The organism is Bradyrhizobium cedriense, assembly GCF_054602315.1.
Map to the genome: position 1 here is coordinate 292,410 of NZ_JBTSWB010000008.1, position 23,520 is coordinate 315,929.

Sequence of the window (23,520 nt, forward strand, 5' to 3'; positions counted from 1 at the left end):
CCTAGAACAGCGACTTTGCCGCGGCGGAGGCGACGCTCACCACGGGACCTGCGAACAGCGCGAACAGAATGTTGAACAGGCCCGCCACCGCCAGCACCGTCCGCACCTCGATGCGCACCGGATCGACCTGGCCGGCCGGCTCGTCGAAATACATCGTCTTGACGATGGCCAGATAATAGTAGGCACCTACCACGCTGGTCAGCACGCCGATGACGGCGAGCGTGAACAAATTGGCCTTGATCGCAGCGACGAACACGTACCATTTGGCGAAGAAGCCGGCGAGCGGCGGGATGCCGGCGAGCGAGAACAGCAGCATCGCGAACATGAAGGCGAGCAGCGGATTGGTGCGCGACAGACCCGCGAAATCGCTGATCTGCTCCACAGCCTGGCCGTTGCGCTTCATGGCGAGGATGATCGAGAACGAGCCGAGCGTCATCGCGACATAGATCACGATGTACATCAGGACGCCCTGCGCGCCTTCGACGGTGCCGGAGGCAAGGCCGACCAGCGCGAAGCCCATGTGGCCGATCGAGGAATAGGCCATCAGGCGCTTGATGTTGGTCTGGCCGATCGCGGCGAAGGAGCCGAGCGCCATCGAGGCGATCGACACGAACACCAGGATCTGCTGCCACTGCGAGACGATGCCGGGGAATGCGGTGAGCGTGACGCGGGTGAAGACGGCGAGCGCGGCCACCTTCGGCGCCGAGGCGAAGAAGGCGGTGACCGGGGTCGGCGCGCCCTCGTAGACGTCAGGCGTCCACATGTGGAACGGCACGGCCGAAACCTTGAAGCAGAGGCCGACGAGCAGGAAGACGAGGCCGAACAGCAGACCGACATTCGAAACCGTCGCCGCCGCAGCGATGCCGGTGAAGCTGACCGTGCCGGTGAAACCATAGACCAGCGAGGCGCCGTAGAGCAGCATGCCCGAGGACAGCGCGCCCAGGACAAAATACTTCAGGCCGGCTTCGGTCGACTTGGCGTCGTCGCGGTTCGAGGCCGCCACGACGTAGAGCGCCAGCGACATCAGTTCGAGGCCGAGATAGAGCGAGATCAGGTCGCCGGCCGAGATCAGCACCATCATGCCGAGGGTCGAGAGCAGCACCAGGATGGCGTATTCGAAGATCCGCCGCGACGGATCGGACAGGAACTCGGTCGACAGCACCAGCGTCACGGCGGAGCCGATCAGGGCCAGGATCTTCATGAAGCGGGCGAAGTCGTCGACGATGAAGCTGCCGCCGAAAGTCACCTGCTTGCCCGCGGGCTGCATGTAGACGAGCGCGCCGACCACGATCAGCAGCACCACCGCCAGCGAGGTGACGGTCTTGGTCGTCCCCTGCCCGCGAAAGGCCCCCAGCATCAGGAGCGCCATCGCGCCGACCGCGAGCACGAGCTCGGGCAGCACCGGCGCCAGTTGATATCCTGCAGTCTCAAAGCTCATGGCGATGTCCTGATCTGCCCGATCACGGGAGCAGTGCGGCGGCCTTCACGGCCGTCACGGCGGTATTGTAATTGTTGACGAGTTGCTGGACCGAGGCGGCCGACATGTCGAGCACCGGCTTCGGATAGATGCCGAACAGGATCGTCAGCGCGATCATCGGGAACAGCGTCAGGCACTCCCGGAAGGTGAGATCCTTCATGCTCGTCAGCGACGGCTTGACCAGCGCTCCGAACACGACCTTGCGGTAGAGCCACAGCGCGTAGGCCGCCGACAGGATCACGCCGAAGCTGGCGAAGAACGCGGTCGGGATCGAGACCTTGAAGGTGCCGAGCAGCGTCATGAACTCGCCGACGAAGCCGCTGGTGCCGGGCAGGCCCACATTGGCCATGGTGAAGACCATGAAGGTCATCGCGTAGAGCGGCATCCGATTGACGAGGCCGCCATAGGCCGCGATCTCGCGGGTATGCAGGCGGTCGTAGACCACGCCGACGCAGAGGAACAGCGCGCCGGAGACGATGCCGTGCGAGATCATCTGGAACACGCCGCCGGCGACGCCCTGCATGGTGCCGGCGAAGATGCCCATCGTGACGAAGCCCATATGCGCTACCGACGAGTACGCGATCAGCTTCTTCATGTCCTCCTGCATCAGCGCCACCAGTGAGGTGTAGATGATGGCGATGGCCGAGAGCGTGAACATCAGCGGCGCGAAGTCGTGCGAGGCCAGCGGGAACATCGGCAGCGAGAAGCGCAGGAAGCCGTAGCCGCCCATCTTCAGCATGATCGCGGCAAGGACCACCGAGCCCGCCGTCGGCGCCTCGACGTGGGCGTCGGGGAGCCAGGTGTGCACCGGCCACATCGGCATCTTCACCGCGAAGGAGGCGAAGAAGGCCAGCCACGCCCAAGTCTGCAACGACCGGGGCACGGCGGTGTGCATCAGGGTCGGGATATCAGTGGTGCCGCCGTTCCAGTACAGCGCCATGATGGCGAGCAGCATCAGGACCGAGCCGAGCAGCGTGTAGAGGAAGAACTTGAACGACGCGTAGACCCGGCGCGGACCACCCCAGACGCCGATGATCAGGAACATCGGGATCAGGCCGCCCTCGAAGAATAAATAGAACAGCACGAGATCGAGCGCCGAGAAGGTGCCGATCATCAGCGTTTCCAGGATCAGGAACGCCATCATGTATTCGCGGACGCGTCTGGTGATCGCCTTCCAGCTCGCGATGATGCAGAACGGCATCACGGCGGTGGTGAGGATCACGAGCGGCAGCGAGATGCCGTCCACGCCCATGTGGTAGGTGATGCCGGTGGCGAGCCAGTTCGCCTTCTCGACGAACTGGAAGTCGGGGTTCGATGCGTCGAAGCGCATGACCAGGATCACCGACACCGCGAAGGTGATCAGCGTGGTCCACAGCGCGATCCAGCGCGAATTGCGCCTCGCCGCCTCGTCATCGCCGCGGCTGAGATAGACGATCAGCGCGCCGACCAGCGGCAGGAACGTCGTGACCGAAAGAATGGGCCAGGTTGTCATTTACTGGCCTCCAAAGCCGAACATGAACCAGGTGATCAGGCCGGCGGCGCCGATCAGCATGGCGAATGCGTAGTGATAGAGATAGCCGGTCTGGATCTTCACGACGTTGCGGGTGACGTCCAGCACGCGGGCGGAGACGCCATCGGGGCCCAAGCCGTCGATGATGAAGCCGTCGCCCTTCTTCCAGAGCTGGTAGCCGAGCCACTTCGCCGGACGGACGAAGATGATGTCGTAGAGCTCGTCGAAGTACCATTTGTTGAGCAGGAACTTGTACAGCATCGGCTGCGTGTTCGCGAGCTCGACGGGCAGGTAAGGCCGGCGGATGTAGAACAGGTACGACACCAGGAAGCCGAGCACCATCATCACCGTCGGCAGGAAGGCGATGGCCTGGGGAATGTGGTGCATCTCCTCGATGATGTGCGGGTTCATCTTCAGCGACTCGCGGAAGAACTCTTCGATCCCGTGACCGGCAAACAGCTCCTTGAACGGCAGACCCGCCACGAACGAGCCGATGGCGAGCACGCCGATCGGGATCAGCATCCAGATCGGGGCCTCGTGCGCGGCCTCATAGTGATGCTCGTCATGCGGCTCGCCGTGGAAGGTCTTGAAGATCAGGCGCCAGGAGTAGAACGAGGTCAGGCCCGCCGCGACGACCGTCATCAGGAAGCCGTAGACCCCGAACGGATTGTGCGAGGCGTAGGCCGCTTCGATGATCGCGTCCTTGGAGAAGTAGCCGGCGGTGAGCGGGAAACCGGTCAGGGCCAGCGTGCCGACCACCATCACCGCATAGGTGTAGGGGATCTTCTTCCAGAGGCCGCCCATGTTGCGGATGTCCTGCTCGTGGTGCATCGCGTAGATCACCGAGCCGCTCCCCAAGAACAGCAGCGCCTTGAAGAAGGCGTGCGTGAACAGGTGGAACATGCCGACCGAATAGGCCCCTGCCCCCATCGCCACGAACATGTAGCCGAGCTGCGAACAGGTCGAATAGGCGACGATGCGCTTGATGTCGTTCTGGACGAGGCCGATGGTCGCGGCGAAAACCGCCGTGGTGGCGCCGAAGAACATCACGACGGCCTGCGCATTCGGAGCGAGCTCGAACAGCGGCGACAGGCGCGCCACCATGAAAACGCCTGCGGTGACCATGGTCGCCGCGTGGATCAGCGCGGAGACCGGGGTCGGGCCTTCCATCGCGTCAGGCAACCAGGTGTGCAGCAGGAACTGCGCCGACTTGCCCATCGCGCCCATGAACAGGAGGAGACAGGTCAGGGTCAGCGCGTCGGCGTGCCAGCCGAGGAAATTGATGGTCTTGCCGGTGAGGCTGGGCGCGGCATGGAAGATGGTTTCGAAATCGGTCGAGCCGGCCAGCATGAAGATCGCGAAAATGCCGAGCGCGAAGCCGAAATCGCCGACGCGGTTGACCACGAAGGCCTTGATCGCCGCCGCGTTCGCCGACGGCTTCTGGTACCAGAAGCCGATCAGCAGGTAGCTCGCCAGACCCACGCCTTCCCAGCCGAAGAACAGCTGCACGAGGTTGTCCGCCGTCACCAGCATCAGCATCGCGAAGGTGAACAGGCTGAGATAACCGAAGAAGCGCGGTCGGTTCGGATCCTCGTCCATGTAGCCCATGGAATAGAGGTGCACGAGCGAGGACACGGTCGTCACCACCACCAGCATCACGGCGGTGAGCGTGTCGACGCGCAGCGTCCACCAGACCTGGAGGTCGCCGGAGAATATCCATGGCAGGAGCTGGATCCTGTAGTCATGGTGCATGAAGCCGACGTCGACCAGCGTCATCCAGGACAGTGCCGCCGAGACGAACAGCAGCGCCGTCGTGATCAGCTCGGCCGCGCGCGAGCCCGCCGCGGGCGGCTCGGTCGGACCATGGCCGTGGTCGTCGTGACCGTGTTCATCGTGGCCATGGGCGTCATGGACCGTCGAGGCATGGGCGCCGTGGCCGTGATCGCCGTGATGCTCGATCTCGTCGCCCGAGGGGTTGCGGGCATGCGCGCCGAACAGCGCAATCAGGCCGGCCAGAATGGCGCCGAGCAGAGGCAGGAAAACGATTGCCTGAACCATTTGAGAGCTCAGCCCTTCATCAGATTGACGTCCTCAACCGCGATCGAGCCGCGGTTGCGGAAATAGACCACCAGGATGGCGAGACCGATCGCGGCTTCAGCGGCCGCAACCGTCAGCACCAGCAGCGCAAAGACCTGGCCGACGATGTCGCCGAGGAAGGTCGAGAACGCGACGAGGTTGATGTTGACCGAGAGCAGGATCAGCTCGATCGACATCAGGATGACGATGATGTTCTTGCGGTTCAGGAAGATGCCGAGAATCCCGAGCGTGAACAGGATCGCGCCGACCGCCAGATAATGTCCGAGCCCGATCGTCATTTCACCCACTCCGCAGCGTCCGCATCCGAGAGCCCCTGCCCGGGCGCCACCTTGCGCATCGCCATCGCCATCTCGGGCGTGCGCGCGTTCTGAACGTTGATGTCCTGCCGCTTCACGCTCGCCTTGTGGCGCAGCGTCAGCACGATGGCGCCGATCATGGCGACCAGGAGCACCATGCCCGAGAGCTGGAAGTAGTGGATGTACTTCGTGTAGAGCACGAGCCCGAGCGCCTCGGTGTTGCTGACATTGGCCGGGATCGCCGCCGTGATCGTCTTTGAGACGCCGGGGTTGATGACCCAAAAGCCGACGGTGAGCAGCAGCTCGAACAGGAAGATGCCGCCGATGACGAGGCCGACCGGCAGGTACTCGATGAAGCCCTCGCGCAGCTCGAGGAAGTCGACATCGAGCATCATGATCACGAACAGGAACAGCACCGCGACCGCGCCGACATAGACGACGATCAGCATCATGCCGAGGAATTCGGCGCCCATCAGCACGAACAGGCCGGAGGCGTTGACGAAGGCCAGGATCAGGTACAGCACGGAGTGCACGGGATTGCGCGAGACAATCACCATCACCGCCGAGGCGACGCAGACGCCGGCGAACAGATAGAAGAACAGCGCGGGAAGGATCATCGGGCATTCCCCGTCATTCCGGGGCGCGGGCAAAGCCTGCGAACCCGGAATCTGGAGGTTGTGTCGCGAGATTCCGGGTTCGCGCCTTGCGCGCCCCGGAATGACGAGAGGATGGTGGGAAGGATCATGCCCCCACCTCACCGGTACGGCGCGTCGAGCTCGATCGCTTTCGCGATCTCGCGTTCCCAGCGATCGCCGTTGGCGAGCAGCTTGGCCTTGTCATAGAAGAGTTCCTCGCGGGTCTCGGTCGCGAACTCGAAGTTCGGGCCCTCGACGATGGCATCGACCGGGCAGGCCTCCTGGCAGAGGCCGCAATAGATGCACTTCACCATGTCGATGTCGTAGCGCACCGTGCGGCGGGTGCCGTCGTTGCGGCGCGGGCCGGCCTCGATGGTGATGGCCTGCGCCGGGCAGACGGCTTCGCACAGCTTGCAGGCGATGCAGCGCTCCTCGCCGTTCGGATAGCGGCGCAGCGCGTGCTCACCGCGGAAGCGCGGCGAGATCGGCCCCTTCTCGAACGGATAGTTCAGCGTCGGCTTCGGCTGGAAGAAATAGCGCATGGCGAGGAAGAACGCCGAGACGAATTCCGACAGCAGAAGCGAGCGTGCGGTGGCGTTGATGTTGATACCCATGACGGCCCTCACTTCGGCGCGATGCCGGCGAAATGCAGCACGCCGGCCACAACGATCACCATCGCCAGCGACAGCGGCAGGAATACCTTCCAGCCCAGGCGCATCAGTTGATCGTAGCGGTAGCGCGGCACGATCGCCTTGGCCATCGCGAACAGGAAGAACATGAAGAACAGCTTCAGCGAGAACCAGATGATTCCCGGCACCCAGTTGAAGGGCGGCAGGTCCACCGGCGGCAGCCAGCCCCCGAGGAACAGGATCGTCGCCATCGCGCACATCGTGACGATCGCGACGTACTCGCCGAGCATGAACAGGAGGTAGGGTGTCGAGCCGTATTCCACCATGAAGCCGGCGACGAGCTCGGATTCGGCTTCGACCAGGTCGAAGGGCGGACGGTTGGTCTCCGCCAGCGCCGAGACGTAGAACACCACAAACATCGGGAACAGCGGCCAGACGTACCAGTTCAGGATCGTGAGCTGCGGCAGCCCGATCAGGCTGGCGAGGCCGCGCGTGTGCTGGGCCTCGACTACGGCGGTGAGGTTCAGCGTGCCCGCGCAGAGCAGCACCGTGATGATGACGAAGCCGATCGAGACCTCGTAGGACACCATCTGCGCCGCGGAGCGCAGTGCGGCCAGGAACGGATATTTCGAGTTCGACGACCAGCCGGCCATGATGATGCCGTAGATCGACAGCGACGAGATCGCGAAGATGAAGAGGATGCCGACATTGATGTCGGAGATCACCCAGCCGAGATTGGTCGGGATCACCGCCCAGGCGGCGAGCGCGAGCACGCACGACACTAGCGGCGCCAGCAGGAACACGCCCTTGTTGGCGCCTGCCGGAATGATCGGCTCCTTCAGCACGAACTTCAGGAGGTCCGCGAAGGATTGCAGCAGGCCCCACGGTCCGACCACGTTCGGACCGCGACGGATCTGCACCGCCGCCCAGATCTTGCGGTCGGCGAGCAGGATATAGGCGATCGCGACCAGCAGGACGACGAGCACCAGGACGCTCTGCGCGACCATGATGATCAGCGGCCAGAGGAACCCGGTCCAGAATGCGCTTTCGAAGAATTCCATCAGATCACGCTCACTCCGCTGCGGTCAGCATGTGCCCGGAGGCGAGGCGCGAGCATTCCGCCATCACGGCAGACGCACGCGCGATTGGGTTGGTCAGGTAGAAGTCCTCGACCAGAGGCTTGAAGGGAGCCTTCTCCGGCGTGCCGCCCTTCCCTGCGAGCTTCCTGATCTGGTCGGCGGTGCCGGCCTCGATCTGGTCGAGACGCATCAGATGCGGCACGGCCTTGAAGATCGCCTGGCGCAGAGCCGCAAGCGAGTCGTAGCCGAGCTTCTTGCCCAGTGCTTCCGACAGCGCCCTGATGATCGCCCAGTCCTCGCGGGCTTCACCCGGCGGGAACGCGGCGCGGCCGGTCATCTGCACGCGACCCTCGGTGTTGACGTAGATCACGGACTTCTCGGTATAGGCGGCCGCCGGCAGGATGACGTCGGCGCGATGCGCGCCGCGGTCGCCATGGGTCCCGACATAGACCACGAAGGTGCCGTCCGGCGCCTTGATCTCGTCGGCACCAAGCAGGAACAGCAGGTCCAGCGTGCCGAACGTCGTCATCTGCGCGGCGTTGAGCCCGCCCGCCGTGGCGGAGAAGCCGATGTCGAGCGCACCGACGCGCGAGGCCGTCTCGTGCAGCACGCCAAAGCCGTTCCAGCCGTCCTTCACCGCGCCGACGTCGAGCGCGAGCTTGGCTGCGACCGCCAGAACGGCCGCGCCGTCGTGACGCGAGGCGGCTCCCCCGCCGACCAGAATGATCGGATGCTTGGCGTTCTTCAGCACGTCGATGAAGGAGTGCTTGCCGGCCGCGAGCTCGCCGAGCGTGTCGGTGCCCGCACCCAGATGGTCGTAATCGTAGGTGAGATCGGCCTTGGCGCCGATCACGCCAACCTTGAAGCCGCCGGCGCGCCAGCGCTTGCGGATGCGGGCGTTGAACACGGCCGCTTCCTTGCGTGGATTGGCACCGATGATGAGCAGCGCATCGGCCTGCTCGACGCCGGCGAGCGTCGGATTGAAGATGTAGGAGGCGCGGCCAAGCGCCGGATCGAAGGCATCGCCGCCCTGCACCGCCAGATTGGCAGAGCCGTACTTGGCCAGCAGATCCTTCAGCGCGAACATCTCCTCGACGCCGGCGAGATCGCCCGCGATCGCGCCGATGCGCTTGCCGTCGGTGCGCGCCGCCTTCGCCGCGATCGCGGCAAAGGCTTCGGACCAGCTCGCCGCGCGCAGCTTGCCGGCTTCGCGGATATAGGGACGATCGAGGCGCTGGGTGCGCAGGCCGTCGACGATGTGGCGGGTCTTGTCGGAAATCCACTCCTCGTTCACGGCCTCATTGATGCGCGGCAGGATGCGCATCACCTCGCGGCCGCGGGTGTCGACGCGGATCGCAGAGCCGACGCCGTCCATGACGTCGATCGACTGGGTCTTGCCGAGCTCCCAGGGGCGCGCAGCAAAGGCATAAGGCTTCGAGGTCAGCGCGCCGACCGGGCAGATGTCGACGAGGTTGCCCTGCAATTCCGACGTCAGCGCGTGCTCGAGATAGGTCGTGATCTCCATGTCCTCGCCGCGGCCGGTCGCGCCCATCTCGGGGGCACCGGCAACTTCCGCCGAGAAGCGGACGCAGCGCGTGCACTGGATGCAGCGGTTCATCGAGGTCTTGACCAGCGCGCCGAGATATTTGTCCTCGACCGCTCGCTTGTTCTCGGCGAAGCGGCTGGTGTCGACACCATAGCCCATCGCCTGGTCCTGCAGGTCGCACTCGCCGCCCTGGTCGCAGATCGGGCAATCCAGCGGATGATTGATGAGAAGGAATTCCATCACGCCTTCGCGTGCCTTCTTCACCATCGGCGAACGGGTGGAGATTTCCGGCGGCTCGCCCTTGGGGCCCGGACGGCAATCGCGCACGCCCCAGGCGCAGCTCGCGACCGGCTTCGGGCCGCCCTTCACCTCGACGAGGCACATCCGGCAATTGCCGGCGATCGACAGCCGCTCATGATAGCAGAAGCGCGGAATCTCGGCGCCCGCGGCCTCGCACGCCTGAAGCAGCGTGTATTCAGCGGGGACATCGATCTCTTTGCCGTCGATGATGAGCTTGGTCATTTGTCTTACTCCGCCGCGACCATGTTCACGGGATCGCGGACGCCGATATCGTCGATGTCGGACTTGTGCGAATACTCGTCGATGCGCGCTTCGATCTCGTGACGGAAATGCGCGATCAGGCCCTGGATAGGCCATGCGGCGGCATCGCCGAGCGCGCAGATGGTGTGGCCTTCGACCTGCTTGGTCACCTCGAGCAGCATGTCGATCTCGCGCTTGTGGGCGCGGCCTTCCGCCATGCGGGTGAGCACGCGCCACATCCAGCCCGTACCCTCGCGGCACGGCGTGCACTGGCCGCAGCTCTCGTGCTTGTAGAAATAGGAGATGCGGGCAATGGCGCGGATCAGATCGGTCGACTTGTCCATCACGATCACCGCCGCGGTGCCGAGGCCCGAGCGCAGCTTGCTCAGGCTGTCGAAATCCATGGGCGTGTCGATGATCTGCTCGGCCGGCACCATGCGCACCGAGGAGCCGCCGGGGATCACGGCCTTGAGATTATCCCAGCCGCCGCGGATGCCGCCGCAGTGCTTCTCGATAAGCTCCCGGAACGGGATGCCCATGGCCTCTTCGACGTTGCAGGGCCGCTCGACATGGCCGGAGATGCAGTACAGTTTGGTGCCGACATTGTTCGGACGGCCGATGCCGGCGAACCAGGCTGCGCCGCGACGCAGGATGTCCGGCGCAACCGCGATGGACTCGACATTGTTGACGGTGGTCGGACAGCCGAACAGGCCAACGTTCGCCGGGAACGGCGGCTTCAGACGCGGCTGGCCCTTCTTGCCTTCCAGGCTCTCGAGCAGCGCGGTCTCCTCGCCGCAGATATACGCGCCGGCGCCGTGCGCGACGTAGATATCGAACGGCCAGCCGTTGACGTTGTCCTTGCCGACCAGCTTGGCTTCGTAAGCCTGGTCGATCGCGGCCTGGAGGTGCTCGCGCTCGCGGATGAACTCGCCGCGGACGTAGATGTAGCAGGCATGCGCGTTCATCGCGAAGCTCGCGATCAGGCAGCCCTCAACCAACAGATGCGGATCATGCCGCATGATCTCGCGGTCCTTGCACGTGCCGGGCTCGGACTCGTCGGCGTTGACGACGAGATAGCTCGGCCGGCCGTCGGTCGATTCCTTCGGCATGAACGACCATTTCAGGCCGGTCGGGAAGCCTGCGCCGCCGCGGCCGCGCAGGCCCGAGGCCTTCATCTCACTGATGATCCAGTCGCGGCCCTTGTCGATGATGTCCTTGGTGCCGTCCCAAGCGCCGCGGCGCCGCGCGCCCTCGAGCCCCCAATCGTGAAGGCCGTAGAGGTTCTTGAAGATGCGGTCCTTGTCCTCGAGCATGTCAGTGCTTTCCGATCAACGAATGGACTGCTTGTAGGCAAGTCCGGCGGCGCAGGCAGCGAAGATCAGCGCCCAGAGCAGACTGGTCTCCTGCGACGCGTTCATGAAGAAGCGCTGCAGCAGGAACATGAAGGTAGCCGCGACCGCGGCGTGCATGGCGACGAAGCCCCATTTCTTCACGGCCTCGGTCCCTCCGTTTGCGATGAGATCACGCATCAGGTGACCTCTTTCAGCGTGGTCGGTCCAGTGATCGGCGCCGAGAACTGGCGGCCGTTCTGCGGACCCGGCTTGGGCGGATTGCCCGAAGCAAAGCCGTCGAGCACCTTGCCGAAGCTCTCCTTGGTCAGGTCCTCATAAGTGTCCTTGCCGATCAGCACCATCGGCGCGTTCACGCAGGCGCCCAGGCACTCCACCTCTTCCCAGCTGAAATTGCCGTCCTTGGAGAGATGGAAGGGCTCGTGATGGATGCGGTGCTCGCAGACGTGGATCAGATCCTCGGCGCCACGCAGCCGGCACGGCGTGGTGCCGCAGACCTGGACGTGGGCCTTCTTGCCGACAGGGGCGAGCTGGAACATCGTGTAGAAGGTCGCGACTTCCAGCACGCGGATATAGGGCATGTCGAGCATGTCGGCGATGACGCGGATCGCGGCTTCCGAGACCCAGCCCTCGTTCTGCTCCTGCGCCCGCCAGAGAATGGCGATGACGGCGGACGCCTGGCGGCCGGCTGGATATTTCGCGATCTGCTGGCGCGCGAATGCGAGGTTCTCCTCCGTGAACGCAAAGCTCGCGGGCTGGACTTCCTTCGGTGCTAATCGGCGAACGGACATCTCTTCAATCTCTCACTGCATGCGGCGCACGGGCTTCGCACTCAAGTTCTTGGCATTCATGGCTTCGATCCTGTCCTGCCAGAATGCGCTCGCGGTGCCGAAAACGTTGTATCCGACGTGAGTCGAGACCTTGATGCGGTCGAGAATCGACAGCTCGGTCACGGTCTCCATCCGATTGCTGCGCGGATCGAACACGATCAGCTTCAGCGGGGTCTGTTCGAGGATGTAGCGCGAGACGGCATGGGAGCGGTCGCTGCCGTGCTCCTCGCACATGATGACGCTGTCGGCCTGGAGCAGCCGCGCGCCGCCCTTGATCGCCTCGATCTCGACGCCCTCGACGTCGAGCTTGATCAGATATTTGCCGGTGCCGGCGATCTTGCCGTCATCAATGAGGTTGTCGAGCGCGATCACGGGCACTTCTTCGCCTTCCGCCGACGGATCGCCGGCGATGCTGAAGGCCTCGTGCTTGGTGCCCGACAGCCGCGCGGTGCCGCGGGCCGCGCCGATGGCGCATTTCATGGTCTCGAAGCGATTGCCGTTGACGCGCGCATTGTTGGCGAGCTTCGGATAGTTCTGCCCAGATGGCTCGATCGCGATCGCCTTGTGCGCGCCGAACGGCTTGCTCGACACCAGCACCGACCAGTAACCGTAGTTGGCGCCGCAATCGAGCAGCGTGTAGTCGACATCGATGGAGTCGGCGAACAACAGCTCGAGCTCGTCCTCATAATTGTAGGAGCGGTTGAGCAGCTTGCTCCAATAGCCGTCGCCGTAAGGGAATTCGAACACGGCGTCGGGATTGAGCCTGATCGCGATGTTGCGCTCGGGCAGCGTCTTGCGCAGCAGGTTGGCGCAGGCGATGTACCCCATATGCGAGAAGTGCGACGAGATCTTCGACCCCGTCACCAGCGCCAAGGCAGCCGTCCGCTCCCACAGGTTGGCCCCTTCAAGGGCCCCCGAGGCACGGTCAAACTGGATTGGCGCCTGCGCCATCACCGATCGACCTCTCCGAACACGATGTCGAGCGAGCCGAGGATCGCCGAGACGTCGGCGAGCAGATGGCCGCGGCAGATGTGGTCCATCGCCTGCAGATGGGCGAAGCCCGGCGCGCGGATCTTGCACTTGTAGGGCTTGTTGGTGCCGTCGGCGACGAGATAGACGCCGAACTCGCCCTTGGGCGCCTCGACCGCGACATAGATCTCGCCGGCCGGCACGTGGACACCTTCGGTGTAGAGCTTGAAGTGGTGGATCAGCGCTTCCATCGAGCGCTTCATCTCGCCACGCCGCGGCGGCGCGACCTTGTTGTCCTCGACGACGACGGGGCCCTTGCCCTCGGCTGCGTTCAGCTTCTGGATGCACTGCTTCATGATGCGCACGGACTGGCGCATCTCTTCCATGCGGATCAGGTAGCGGTCGTAGCAGTCGCCGTTCTTGCCGATCGGAATGTCGAAATCCATCTCGGCGTAGCACTCGTAGGGCTGTGACTTCCGCAGGTCCCAGGCCGCGCCCGAGCCGCGCACCATCACGCCGGAGAAGCCCCACTCCCAGGCTTCCTTCAGCGACACCACGCCGATGTCGACGTTGCGCTGCTTGAAGATGCGGTTCGCGGTGAGCAGCCGGTCGAGGTCGTCGACCACTTTGAGGAACGGATCGCACCAGGCCTCGATGTCGTCGACGAGCTTCTGCGGCAGGTCCTGGTGCACACCGCCGATGCGGAAGAAAGCAGCGTGCATGCGGCTGCCCGAGGCGCGCTCGTAAAACACCATCAGCTTCTCGCGCTCCTCGAAGCCCCACAGCGGCGGGGTCAGCGCACCGACGTCCATTGCCTGCGTGGTGACGTTGAGCAGATGCGACAGGATACGGCCGATCTCGCAATAGAGCACGCGGATCAGCTGGCCGCGGCGCGGCACCTCGATGCCGAGCAGCTTCTCGGCCGCGAGGCAGAAGGCATGCTCCTGGTTCATCGGCGCGACGTAGTCGAGCCGGTCGAAATAAGGGATCGCCTGGAGATAGGTCTTCTGCTCGATCAGCTTCTCGGTGCCGCGGTGAAGCAAGCCGATATGCGGATCGACGCGGGCGACGATCTCGCCATCAAGCTCCAGTACGAGACGCAGCACGCCGTGCGCGGCCGGATGCTGCGGGCCGAAGTTGATGGTAAAGTTACGAAGGTTTTCAGCTTGCTCGTTCATGGTCAGGCCTTCGGTCCTGCTTTCTCATCTCCAGGAAGGGGGTAATCCGCACCCTCCCACGGCGACAAGAAATCAAACTTGCGGAATTCCTGGTTGAGCCGCACGGGCTCGTACACCACCCGCTTCTCCTGGTCGTCGTAGCGGACCTCGACGAAGCCGGTGAGCGGAAAGTCCTTGCGCAGCGGATGCCCCTCGAACCCATAGTCGGTGAGGATGCGGCGCATGTCGGGATGGCCGACGAAGAACACGCCGTAGAGGTCGTAGGCCTCGCGCTCGAACCAGTCGGCACCGGGAAACACGTCGATGAGCGAGGGCACCTGCGTGGTCTCGTCAGCCTGGGCCCTCAGGCGGATCCGCGCGTTCAGGGTCGGCGACAGGAAATGATAGATCACGTCGAAGCGCTTGTCGCGATCGGGATAATCCACCGCCGTGATGTCAGTGATATTGACGAAACGGCAGTTTGGGTCATCGCGGAGGTACTTGACCACCTCGACGATCCTGGCTGCCTCGACATCCACGGTGAGCTGGTTGAAGGCGACGGCGTGACCGGTCGCGGCGCCCGGAAGCGCGCTAACGATCGTCTGCCCCAGGGCGTCGAGCTTGGCGTCGTCCATGACGTAAAACCTTAGCGTTCGATGGTGCCGGTGCGGCGGATCTTCTTCTGCAGCAGCAACACGCCGTAGAGCAGCGCTTCCGCGGTGGGCGGGCAACCCGGCACGTAGATGTCGATCGGCACGATGCGGTCGCAGCCGCGCACGACCGAGTAGGAATAGTGATAATAGCCGCCGCCATTGGCGCAGGAGCCCATCGAGATGACGTAGCGCGGCTCCGGCATCTGGTCGTAGACCTTGCGCAGCGCCGGCGCCATCTTGTTGGTCAGCGTACCGGCGACGATCATCACGTCGGACTGGCGCGGCGAGGCACGTGGTGCGAAGCCGAAGCGCTCGACGTCGTAGCGCGGCATCGACACCTGCATCATCTCGACCGCGCAGCAGGCGAGACCGAAGGTCATCCACATCAGGGAGCCGGTGCGCGCCCAGGTGATGAGGTCGTCGGTCGCGGCCACGAAGAAGCCCTTGTCGGACAGCTCGGAATTGACCTCGAGGAAGAACGGATCATTGGCCCCGACGGGCTTGCCCGTCGCGGGGTCCAGAATGCCCTTCGGGGCCGGCGCTACGACCGGACCCGCGGACGATGCAGCAGGGGTCAATCCCATTCCAGTGCTCCCTTCTTCCACTCATAGGCGAACCCGACCGTCAGCACGGCGAGGAACACCAGCATGGACCAGAAGCCCGTCGCGCCAAGCTTGCCGAACGCCACCGCCCAGGGAAACAGGAACGCCACCTCGAGGTCGAAGATGATGAAGAGGATGGCGACCAGATAGAAGCGGACGTCGAATTTCATGCGGGCATCGTCGAAGGCGTTGAAACCGCACTCGTACGCCGACAGCTTTTCCGGGTCCGGCTGCTGGAACGCCACGATGAAGGGCGCGATCAGCAGCACCAGGCCAATGAGGCCCGCTACCCCTATGAAGACGACGAGTGGAAGATAGTTCTGAAGAATGCCGCTCATTGACGAGCCCTTTTTCCCGCAGCCTCGGGACAGCCACGGATTCGTCCGATTTGGAATTATTCTGAGCCTTAGCGCAGTGCACCAATGGGCGCAAGACACGCTCTTTTCAGGCCCTTTGCCGCTCCCAGAACGGTGAAAATCCCGGAATCATCCCGCGGCCGGTATGGAGCAGATTGCCTGCCCCAGCAAGGGTGGTCACGGTTTTGCAGGTCAACAGTTCTGGGATTGCGGCACAGGCGCGGCGGCAGCAGTTTGTCGAGCGCTGACCGACCAAAATGTTCGGTTTCTTGGTTCGGCAGGGCACGCTGTCCCGGCAATGACCGCCAGGGCCCTCTCCCGTCATCCCGGCGGCATATTTGCCGATGGGCCCCCCGGAGCAGCGCATGCAGGGGGCAATGATGGTGCCGCCGCGATCAGAATTCGCGCAGCGAAGGGGACCTATCCACAGCTGCGAGCGATCGGAAGTGCCATGCGTCACGACGAGGCCGGGTCTCGCCTTGCGAATGCGTCGGCCACCGCGCCATTCCGGTCCGGCCGCGAGCGCGGCGGCGACCTCGTCGGTCGCTCACGCCGCGCTCGGATGAGCTTCGGGCTGGGGGGCATAGCCCGCGGGCTCATCGATCTCCTGACGGAAGATCGGCGATCGGCCGGTTGGGCGGAGCAGAAGGACGATGGCGATCAGCCGGTCCAATTCCCGGAGCCTGCCGTCACGAGGTCCTGCCCTCGCCTGTCCTCACCATTTGTAGGAGACGCTGGCGGTCACACGCCGGCGGTCGCCGTAGAAGCAGGAGGAGGCCGATGCGCAGCTTGCGACGTACATCTTGTCGGCCACGTTGATCACGTTCAGCGCCGTCCGCCAATTCTGCCATTCATAATGGAGCGCGAGATCGCCGAGCACGACCGCGGGAACCTCGAGCGTATTGGCTGTGTCCGCCCAGGACGAGCCGATATAGCGCACGCCACCGCCGAAGCCGAACCCTGCGAGCGGCCCGTCCCTGAAGGTGTAGTCGGCCCAGCCCGATACCAGGAGTTCAGGCGTGTTGGTCGGCGTCTTGCCCACCAGCGCCGGATCGAGATCCTTGCTGGTGAAGAGATCATACGCCGTGAAGGCGCCGATGAACTTCAGCTCCTTGGTGGCATTGGCCACCGCCTCGAGCTCGATGCCGCGCGAGGTCACCTCGCCGGTCTGGTTCTGCAGCGTGGTGATCACCGGATCGGTGGTCGGCACATTCTGGCGCTTCAGATCGAACACCGAAGCAGTGAAGTAGCCGTCAAATCCAACGGGAGCGACCTTCACGCCAATTTCGGTCTGTTGGCCGGTCTCCGGCCCGAACAACTGGTTTTGGGCGTTGAGGCCGATGACCGGATTGTAGCTGGTTGCATAGGAGATATAGGGCGCGATGCCGTTGTCGAAATTGTAGATCAAGCCGGCGCGGCCGCTGAAGCGGCTGTCATCATTGCTGGCGAGCGTTGCACCGGTGTCACGGGCGGCCTGCGTCGTCTCCACCCAGTCATTGCGCCCGCTCAGCACCAGCGTGAAGTTGCCGAGCTTCATCTGGTCCTGAAGATAAGTGCCGGCCTGCTTTTGCGTGATCAGGAAGTTGCGGAACGGCGCGCCTGCGAGCGGGATGTTGACACCGTACACGGGATTGAAGACGTTGATCGACGGAACGGTGCCGAAGTTGAACGCCTGATAGTCGTCGATCTGATACCCCCTCAGATCAACCCCGAACAGCATCGTGTGCCTGACCGGGCCTGTGTCGAACCGATACTCGAGCTGGTTGTCGAGATTGGCTTGGTTCGCGGTATTCTTCGCATACCAATTGTAGCGGCCCATCGTGGCCGTGTTGATGTCCGCCCATCCGTTGCCGATATAGCCGCGGTAGGTGATGTCGACATGCGCAAAGCGGGCATTCTGACGGAACGTCAGGTCGTCGGTGAGATGACGCTCGAACTGGTAGCCGAGCATCTCCTGCTCGCGCGTGAACTTGTCGACGCTGGGATCGCCGACGAAGAAGCTGGTCGGGATCTTGCCGAACGGCGCGTTGGTCACCGTGCCCTGGTAAGGCAGGAAGTTGATGCCGCGGGTGTCCTGCTTCGAGGCCGAAGCCAGCACTGTCAAGGTCGTGTCGGCATCCGGCTTCCAGGTGACCGACGGCGCGATGAAGTAGTTGTTGTCGGGCGTGAAGTTGACCTGCGTGCCGCCGTTCTGCACCTGGCCGACGACGCGGGCGAACAGCTTGCCGTTCTCGGGGCTCGTCGCGACCGGTCCGCCGAAATCGAAGCCGACATAGGCGTTGCCGAAATTGTTGACGCCGGTCTCGACGTAGCGGATCGGCTCGGCAGGCGGCATCTTGCTGATGACGTTGACGATGCCGCTCGGGCTCGATCCGCCATACAGCACGGCCGACGGACCGCGCAGCACCTCGACGCGCTCCATGTTGGGCGTCTGCAGCTTCCAGCTCGCATAGGAGGTGTAGAACAGCTGCATGCCGTCGAGGAACAGTCCGATGTCGTCGGACTTGAAGCCGCGGATCAGCCACCAGTCGTTGCGGGTGTCCGTGCCAAACGTTCCGGCCCGCACGCCGGCGGTGTAGCGCAGGACCTCGTCCAGCTTGTTGGGCTTCTGGTCGCGGATCTGCTCGGCGCCGATCACCGACACCGACTGCGGCGTTTCCATGATGGGCGTGTTGGTCTTGGTGCCCGACGAGCTGCGGCCGGCGACGTAGCCGTTCACCGGGCCGCGCGGCGTCTCGACGAAGCCGACATTGCGCCGCGGCTGCGGCCTGTTCCTGCTGGCGGCCTGCTCGGAGGACCTGGGCGCGCGGCGCTGAGGAGCCGCCGCCGCGCGGCGGCGCACTTCCGGTGCCGTGACCGTCACCGACGGAATGTTCTGAGCGCCACCCTGCGCGGATGATTGTGCGAGCGATGCCTGCGGCATCAAGACCCAAGCGGATGCAGTCGCCAACACGGCCGACCGCAGCATTCCAAGACTGTTCAACGCGCCACCCCGAAGCTGCATGTTTGATGCACCATGCCGCCTGTCCCCAAACGGCATGCGCTTTCGATGACGCTTATGTGAGGGTGCGCGATTTCCCTAATTGAAAGCTTCTTAGAAGGACTCTTAGAAATATTTCAATGTTCCCGCGCGACGCAGTGAGATCAGCTGTCCCGCAGCGGCGTTCGGACTTCTGGATTTTTGAATCTGCTCACGGGACAGCGGATCGGCGCGCGCGCGGCTGATCCGTCCCGTCGTGACCGCGACGGAGCCGCGGCGTGCCGTTCGCCGGCTCGGCCGCCCGATCCGGCTGACGTCGGGGAACCTGAGGCAGCCCGCTTCAGGCCCCGGACGAAACCCGCCAAGCGCGGAGATGAAACCATTTTGCGGAACCCGCGAAACCATCCGGAAACAGATCGCCCTTAAGACAGCACCCATAGACGGCGGCCAAGCCCGTCGGGAGGCTCAGATGAACCACTCAATTCACTCTGCTGATCGAGCGACCCACCTCAAGATCGTGGTGGTGGCGCTGGTGGCCGGCATCGCGGTGGCCGGCTTCGGGATCGCAGCACGCACCAATGCCGATTACAGCCAGACGGCTCAGTCCACCCCGGTGATCAAGGCCGGCAAGCCGGTGGCGGTGACCAGTGCGGGCACGTCGGCGATCCGCTGACACGTCCCCTCCGGATCGACCCATGGCCGCCTTCCGGGCGGCCTTTTTGTTTTCCAGAGCAATGCTTAAGCCTAGGCGCCCCGGGAAAGCGCAACGTCCTTGACTTCACCATGTCCCCCCTTTAAGTCCCCCCTCGTTCCGCGCGCGTTCAGCGAAGCACGCGGGAGTAGCTCAGTTGGTTAGAGCGCCGGCCTGTCACGCCGGAGGTCGCGGGTTCGAGCCCCGTCTCTCGCGCCATTTTGGCAATCCCTTCATAGTCTTAGCCCGAACTTCTCGCCGCCTTTCGCGACTTTGCGGGCCGTTGCCTGCGTCCGGGGGGCCGCTGCCGTAGTCAGCCCGCGCCCGAATCGTCTAGTCCTAAAAGGGACTTAGAGGGATCCCCCCGCATTCTCGGCTTTTCCAGGGACTCCCTGTCATGGGACCAACCGAGGAGGCCTGTCATGGCGAAGAAGGATTCGGCGAAGAAAGCAGCCGCTCCCGCCACCATCACGCTCAAGCACCTCGCCGCGGACATCGCGGAGCGCCAGGACCTGTCGAAAAAGCACGCCGAAGCCGTCTTGACCGACATGGTCGACCTGATCACCAAGCACCTCAAGAAGGGCGACCGTGTCCGCATCGTGGGCCTCGGCATCCTCCAGGTCCGCAAGCGCGCCGCCCGCACCGGCCGCAATCCCGGCACTGGCGAAGCGATCCACATCAAGGCCAGCAGGAAGGTCGCGTTCCGCGCGGTGAAGGAACTGAAGGAGGCGATCTAGCACTTACGATTCGTTAGGCCTGATCGAGCTCGTTCCGGCCGCATCATCGCCCGCTTTTCTGATATACCGCCTGCTTCCCTCAGGCTCGGCGGTTTGACCAGAAATGTCCTCCCTCACCTTCTCGCATACCGTGACCGAGCGCTTCCTGCGCTACGTCACGATCGACACCCAGTCCGATCCGGAATCCCCCAGCTCGCCCTCGACCGAAAAGCAGAAGAATCTCGGCCGCGTGCTCGCCGCTGAATTGAAGGCCATGGGCGTCACCGACGCCCATCTCGACGATTACGGCTATGTCTATGGCACCATCCCGGCCAACACCGACAAGAAGGTGCCGGTGATCTGCTTCTGCGCGCACATGGACACCTCGCCCGATGTCACCGGCGAGAACGTCAAGCCGCAAGTGGTGAAGAACTATCGAGGCGGCGACATCGTCCTGCCCGGCGATACCAGCCAGGTGATCCGTTTTGCCGAACACCCCGCGCTGAAGAACCAGATCGGCAACGACATCATCACCACCGACGGCACCACGCTGCTGGGGGCCGACAACAAGGCCGGTGTGGCCGAGATCATGGATGCCGCGCATTTCTTCCTCAACAATCCCGACGTGAAGCACGGCACCCTCAAGATCCTGTTCACGCCCGACGAGGAGATCGGCCGCGGCGTCGACAATGTCGACCTGAAGAAGCTGGGCGCCGATTTCGCTTACACCATGGACGGCGAGAGCGCGGGCTGCGTCGAGGACGAGACCTTCTCGGCGGACGGAGCCACCATCACCATCCACGGCGTCAGCGCGCACCCCGGCTATGCCAAGGGCAAGATGGAGCACGCGATCAAGATCGCCGCCGCCATCGTCGAGCGCCTGCCGAAGGAAGGCTGCTCGCCCGAGACGACCTCAGGCAAGCAGGGCTTTCTGCATCCGATCGGCATCGACGGCGCACTGGAGCAGGCGACGCTCTCCTTCATCGTGCGCGACTTCACCGAGGAGGGGCTGAAGGAGAAGGAGACCCTGCTCGAGGACATCGTCAAGGACGTGATGAAGGACTATCCGCGCTCGACCTACAAGCTCGACGTCAAGGAGCAGTACCGCAACATGAAGCAGGTGATCGATCGTCACCCGCACGTCCTCGAATACGCCATCGAGGCGATCCGCCGCGCGGGGCTGCGCCCGATGCGCACCGCGATCCGCGGCGGTACCGATGGCTCGCGCCTGTCCTTCATGGGCCTGCCCTGCCCCAACATCTTTGCCGGCGAGCACGCGTTTCATTCGCGGCTCGAATGGGTCAGCCGGCAGGACATGGAGAAGGCGGTACAGACCATCGTCCACCTCGCCATGATCTGGGAAGAACGGGCCTAGCGGCCCAGACCATCGCAACATCGAAACGGCCGGGCTCCCGCCCGGCCGTTTGCTTTGAGATTACGGCACCGGCATCGCGCGTGGAGTGCGGTGGAAGCGATTGGAACTCGCCATCCAGTTCGGCAGCGGTTCTCCATCGCGGTGCCGCCCGCCGGCGGCGGCCGCGGCCCAGGCCACCGCGGCGCCGATCAGGGTGGCGGCCGCAACCGAGAACGCCACGATGATCGAGTTACGCCGCGCACGGTTGATGGCCGTCCTCGAGTCTGCGACCAGTGCATCGACCCGCCGTTCGGAATCCGGGCCCGCCAGTCCCGTCACGGCGGCGACCTGTTGCACCAGGTAGTTCCGGTCATCGGTGCTGACGCCGCTGTGGCTGGACGACGTCATCAGGATACGTCCCGCTTCGGCGCGGGCTTCCCTCAGGTCGGCATTCGGCGAGCGGCGCGGCGCGCGGAAGAGCTTGTCGAGTTCGTAGCTCAACAGGGGCTCGGCCGCGGACGTGTTGCTTGCCGAGCTGCGCATCGGGGAGCGGTCGATCGCAGCAGCGCCGAGAAGCGCGAGCAGAGCTGCGCCGGTCAGCACCGCCAGCGCCCAGGCGGTCAGGCCGTGAAGCCCATCACGCCGCTCGCCGTCGTCCTCGATCGTCGCGAGCGCAGGCGCCGGCCGGGTCGTGCGGCCCGCGATGTAACCACCGAAGCCGAAGCTGACGATCGCCTGGATGATCAGATACAGTCCGGAAAGCAGTGCCAGTGCAGCCGAGGCATCGCGCCAGGTCGGCGAGGCCGAGCTGACACCAAGGCCGATGGCAACACCGAAGCCGAGCAGAATGAACGACATCGCGCCCGCCGCAAGCGCGCCTGCGAACACCGAACTCCACTGGATGCTTCGGGGAGCTTCACCCTCCAGGCCGCCTTCCATGATCTCTTCGCGCATCAGAGTCTCGATCGTCATCGTGAGATCTCAGCGCAGACCGAAGAACGACAGGATCGCCATGATGACGACGATCAAGCCGATCAGATAAATCAGTCCGTCCATTGTCCATCCTCCTCGGTTCTGTCTTGTCGCTAATCGCGAGGGATGAGGAACGTTCCTATTTTGCGCGTTCGTCGGGAACGAACGGGGGAGATGCGGGTTACCTGCTCGAGTCCCGAGGATAGAGATTGTGAGCACAAGGCCTCAGCCGGTCCCGGCTGGGGCCTTTCGCGTTGCGATCGGCTTGCCCTCCTTTGTCCTATGTTAAGGACGGCGGAGCCGGGATCACCAATGATGCGATGGGGCGGAACCTCCAGATCAGGAGAGGCGCGTGGATCGTAGAACGGCGTGCCTGCATCAGGCGAATGCATTCCGGGAGAAGGCGCTCGCCGATCCCGAGCACCACGACCAATGGATTGACGAAGCCATCAAGTGGCTGGAACAGGCGATGGAAGCGAGCTGTCACGCCGTCATTACCATGGAAGGCCGCGACGCTCCGGAGCCGGCCCGCGTCAAAGCCGTGACCTCAGATCGGCGCGTCGTGACCCGCCAGTAAGAGGCCGGCGACGCTGCTGCGGCAATTGTTCCGGTGACGTAACAATGTTGCGGGTCGACACTGTTCCCGCGCCCATGCTAGGCCGGGGCACAGACCGCAACCAGAGTGGACGTCGTGCTTGCAAACCGCCAGCCCTCCGGAATCTGCCGCTCGCGCGACTGGCGCGGGCTGCTGTCCGTGCTGATCGCGGCTGTCTATCTGCTCGCGAGCACGCTGCACGGCGCGCACGACATCGACGTCACCACGCCGGGCGGCGGCTCGGAGATCGCTTCGGTCCTTGATGCCCCCGCGGGGCACGGCGACCACAAGATCGTCGGCAGCCATCACTGCCATGGTTGCTTCTCGTTGACGGTGACGCAGCCCGCGCCGTTGACCGTATTGGTGGCGCTTGTCTCCGCGGCGAGCCCGCAACACGCACTCCGGCTCGCCGGTATTGTGCTCGATACCGACTCCCCGCCTCCAAAGCAGATTGCCTGAACGGATTGGTCGGGCGTCCCGCGCCCAT

Annotated in this window: 23 protein-coding genes and 1 tRNA gene; 6 read left to right on the forward strand and 18 right to left on the reverse strand. The window is 64.1% G+C overall.

The features are described 5' to 3' along the window. Position 1 precedes the first annotated feature (1 nt). The 17 genes from nuoN to ACYCVF_RS29310 all read right to left on the reverse strand — a co-directional run bounded on the left by nuoN (position 2) and on the right by ACYCVF_RS29310 (position 18,693). Positions 2-1,438, reverse strand: coding sequence for an NADH-quinone oxidoreductase subunit NuoN (gene nuoN, locus ACYCVF_RS29230; protein WP_459595426.1), 1,437 nt, complete (start codon positions 1,436-1,438; stop codon positions 2-4). Between the two features lie 22 nt (positions 1,439-1,460). After that, positions 1,461-2,969, reverse strand: a complete 1,509-nt coding sequence (locus tag ACYCVF_RS29235; protein ID WP_459595425.1) for an NADH-quinone oxidoreductase subunit M — start codon at positions 2,967-2,969, stop codon at positions 1,461-1,463. Then, positions 2,970-5,045: an NADH-quinone oxidoreductase subunit L gene (nuoL, locus tag ACYCVF_RS29240; RefSeq protein ID WP_459595424.1), complete on the reverse strand. Its 2,076-nt coding sequence runs from the start codon at positions 5,043-5,045 to the stop codon at positions 2,970-2,972. 8 nt (positions 5,046-5,053) lie between these two features. Beyond that, complete coding sequence (nuoK, locus tag ACYCVF_RS29245) at positions 5,054-5,362, reverse strand: NADH-quinone oxidoreductase subunit NuoK (protein WP_008547737.1); 309 nt, start codon at positions 5,360-5,362, stop codon at positions 5,054-5,056. Beyond that, positions 5,359-5,997, reverse strand: a complete 639-nt coding sequence (locus ACYCVF_RS29250) for an NADH-quinone oxidoreductase subunit J (RefSeq protein ID WP_061027048.1) — start codon at positions 5,995-5,997, stop codon at positions 5,359-5,361. The genes nuoK and ACYCVF_RS29250 overlap by 4 nt, the downstream gene beginning before the upstream one ends. Before the next feature lie 137 nt (positions 5,998-6,134). Next, entirely contained in the window at positions 6,135-6,623 is a 489-nt protein-coding gene (gene nuoI, locus ACYCVF_RS29255) for an NADH-quinone oxidoreductase subunit NuoI (protein ID WP_026232873.1), read from the reverse strand. Between the two features lie 14 nt (positions 6,624-6,637). After that, positions 6,638-7,705 carry an NADH-quinone oxidoreductase subunit NuoH gene (gene nuoH / locus ACYCVF_RS29260; protein ID WP_459595423.1) on the reverse strand — a complete coding sequence of 356 codons (1,068 nt, stop codon included), beginning with the start codon at positions 7,703-7,705 and terminating at the stop codon, positions 6,638-6,640. A 10-nt stretch (positions 7,706-7,715) separates the two neighbouring features. Next, positions 7,716-9,791: an NADH-quinone oxidoreductase subunit NuoG gene (gene nuoG, locus ACYCVF_RS29265; protein WP_459595422.1), complete on the reverse strand. Its 2,076-nt coding sequence runs from the start codon at positions 9,789-9,791 to the stop codon at positions 7,716-7,718. Positions 9,792-9,796: 5 nt separating this feature from the next. Beyond that, positions 9,797-11,122, reverse strand: coding sequence for an NADH-quinone oxidoreductase subunit NuoF (nuoF, locus tag ACYCVF_RS29270; RefSeq protein ID WP_459595421.1), 1,326 nt, complete (start codon positions 11,120-11,122; stop codon positions 9,797-9,799). A 15-nt stretch (positions 11,123-11,137) separates the two neighbouring features. Then, positions 11,138-11,338, reverse strand: coding sequence for a hypothetical protein (locus tag ACYCVF_RS29275; RefSeq protein WP_459595420.1), 201 nt, complete (start codon positions 11,336-11,338; stop codon positions 11,138-11,140). Beyond that, a complete protein-coding gene (gene nuoE / locus ACYCVF_RS29280) occupies positions 11,338-11,949 on the reverse strand; it encodes an NADH-quinone oxidoreductase subunit NuoE (RefSeq protein ID WP_028136068.1) in 612 nt (203 codons plus the stop codon). Before nuoE ends, ACYCVF_RS29275 begins: the two co-directional genes overlap by 1 nt. Positions 11,950-11,961: 12 nt before the next feature. Then, positions 11,962-12,939 (reverse strand): FkbM family methyltransferase, encoded by a 978-nt coding sequence (locus tag ACYCVF_RS29285; protein ID WP_459595419.1) that lies wholly within the window; start codon positions 12,937-12,939, stop codon positions 11,962-11,964. After that, positions 12,939-14,135 carry an NADH-quinone oxidoreductase subunit D gene (locus tag ACYCVF_RS29290; protein WP_459595418.1) on the reverse strand — a complete coding sequence of 399 codons (1,197 nt, stop codon included), beginning with the start codon at positions 14,133-14,135 and terminating at the stop codon, positions 12,939-12,941. Before ACYCVF_RS29290 ends, ACYCVF_RS29285 begins: the two co-directional genes overlap by 1 nt. Positions 14,136-14,137: 2 nt before the next feature. Continuing rightward, the gene (locus tag ACYCVF_RS29295; protein WP_459595417.1) at positions 14,138-14,749 is read right to left on the reverse strand and encodes an NADH-quinone oxidoreductase subunit C; all 612 of its coding nucleotides are present in this window, start codon (positions 14,747-14,749) and stop codon (positions 14,138-14,140) included. 11 nt (positions 14,750-14,760) lie between these two features. Then, positions 14,761-15,345 (reverse strand): NuoB/complex I 20 kDa subunit family protein, encoded by a 585-nt coding sequence (locus ACYCVF_RS29300; RefSeq protein WP_459596436.1) that lies wholly within the window; start codon positions 15,343-15,345, stop codon positions 14,761-14,763. Then, positions 15,342-15,707, reverse strand: a complete 366-nt coding sequence (locus ACYCVF_RS29305) for an NADH-quinone oxidoreductase subunit A (protein WP_027550614.1) — start codon at positions 15,705-15,707, stop codon at positions 15,342-15,344. Before ACYCVF_RS29305 ends, ACYCVF_RS29300 begins: the two co-directional genes overlap by 4 nt. 733 nt (positions 15,708-16,440) lie before the next feature. Beyond that, a complete protein-coding gene (locus ACYCVF_RS29310; protein ID WP_459595416.1) occupies positions 16,441-18,693 on the reverse strand; it encodes a TonB-dependent siderophore receptor in 2,253 nt (750 codons plus the stop codon). A gap of 481 nt (positions 18,694-19,174) precedes the next feature. Here ACYCVF_RS29310 and ACYCVF_RS29315 point away from each other — a divergent pair, with 481 nt between their 5' ends. The 4 genes from ACYCVF_RS29315 (at position 19,175) to pepT (ending at position 21,487) form a co-directional block, all read left to right on the forward strand. Continuing rightward, a complete protein-coding gene (locus tag ACYCVF_RS29315; RefSeq protein ID WP_061027070.1) occupies positions 19,175-19,378 on the forward strand; it encodes a hypothetical protein in 204 nt (67 codons plus the stop codon). 160 nt (positions 19,379-19,538) lie between these two features. Further along, positions 19,539-19,615: transfer RNA gene (locus tag ACYCVF_RS29320), tRNA-Asp, on the forward strand. A gap of 203 nt (positions 19,616-19,818) precedes the next feature. After that, positions 19,819-20,133: an HU family DNA-binding protein gene (locus tag ACYCVF_RS29325; RefSeq protein WP_459595415.1), complete on the forward strand. Its 315-nt coding sequence runs from the start codon at positions 19,819-19,821 to the stop codon at positions 20,131-20,133. Between the two features lie 103 nt (positions 20,134-20,236). Continuing rightward, complete coding sequence (gene pepT / locus ACYCVF_RS29330) at positions 20,237-21,487, forward strand: peptidase T (RefSeq protein WP_459595414.1); 1,251 nt, start codon at positions 20,237-20,239, stop codon at positions 21,485-21,487. 60 nt (positions 21,488-21,547) lie between these two features. Here pepT and ACYCVF_RS29335 read toward each other — a convergent pair whose 3' ends face one another. Next, positions 21,548-22,438, reverse strand: a complete 891-nt coding sequence (locus ACYCVF_RS29335) for a hypothetical protein (RefSeq protein ID WP_459595413.1) — start codon at positions 22,436-22,438, stop codon at positions 21,548-21,550. Between the two features lie 352 nt (positions 22,439-22,790). Here ACYCVF_RS29335 and ACYCVF_RS29340 point away from each other — a divergent pair, with 352 nt between their 5' ends. After that, the gene (locus tag ACYCVF_RS29340) at positions 22,791-23,015 is read left to right on the forward strand and encodes a hypothetical protein (protein ID WP_459606433.1); all 225 of its coding nucleotides are present in this window, start codon (positions 22,791-22,793) and stop codon (positions 23,013-23,015) included. Between the two features lie 105 nt (positions 23,016-23,120). Beyond that, positions 23,121-23,492, forward strand: coding sequence for a hypothetical protein (locus ACYCVF_RS29345; protein WP_459595411.1), 372 nt, complete (start codon positions 23,121-23,123; stop codon positions 23,490-23,492). Positions 23,493-23,520: the final 28 nt, after the last annotated feature.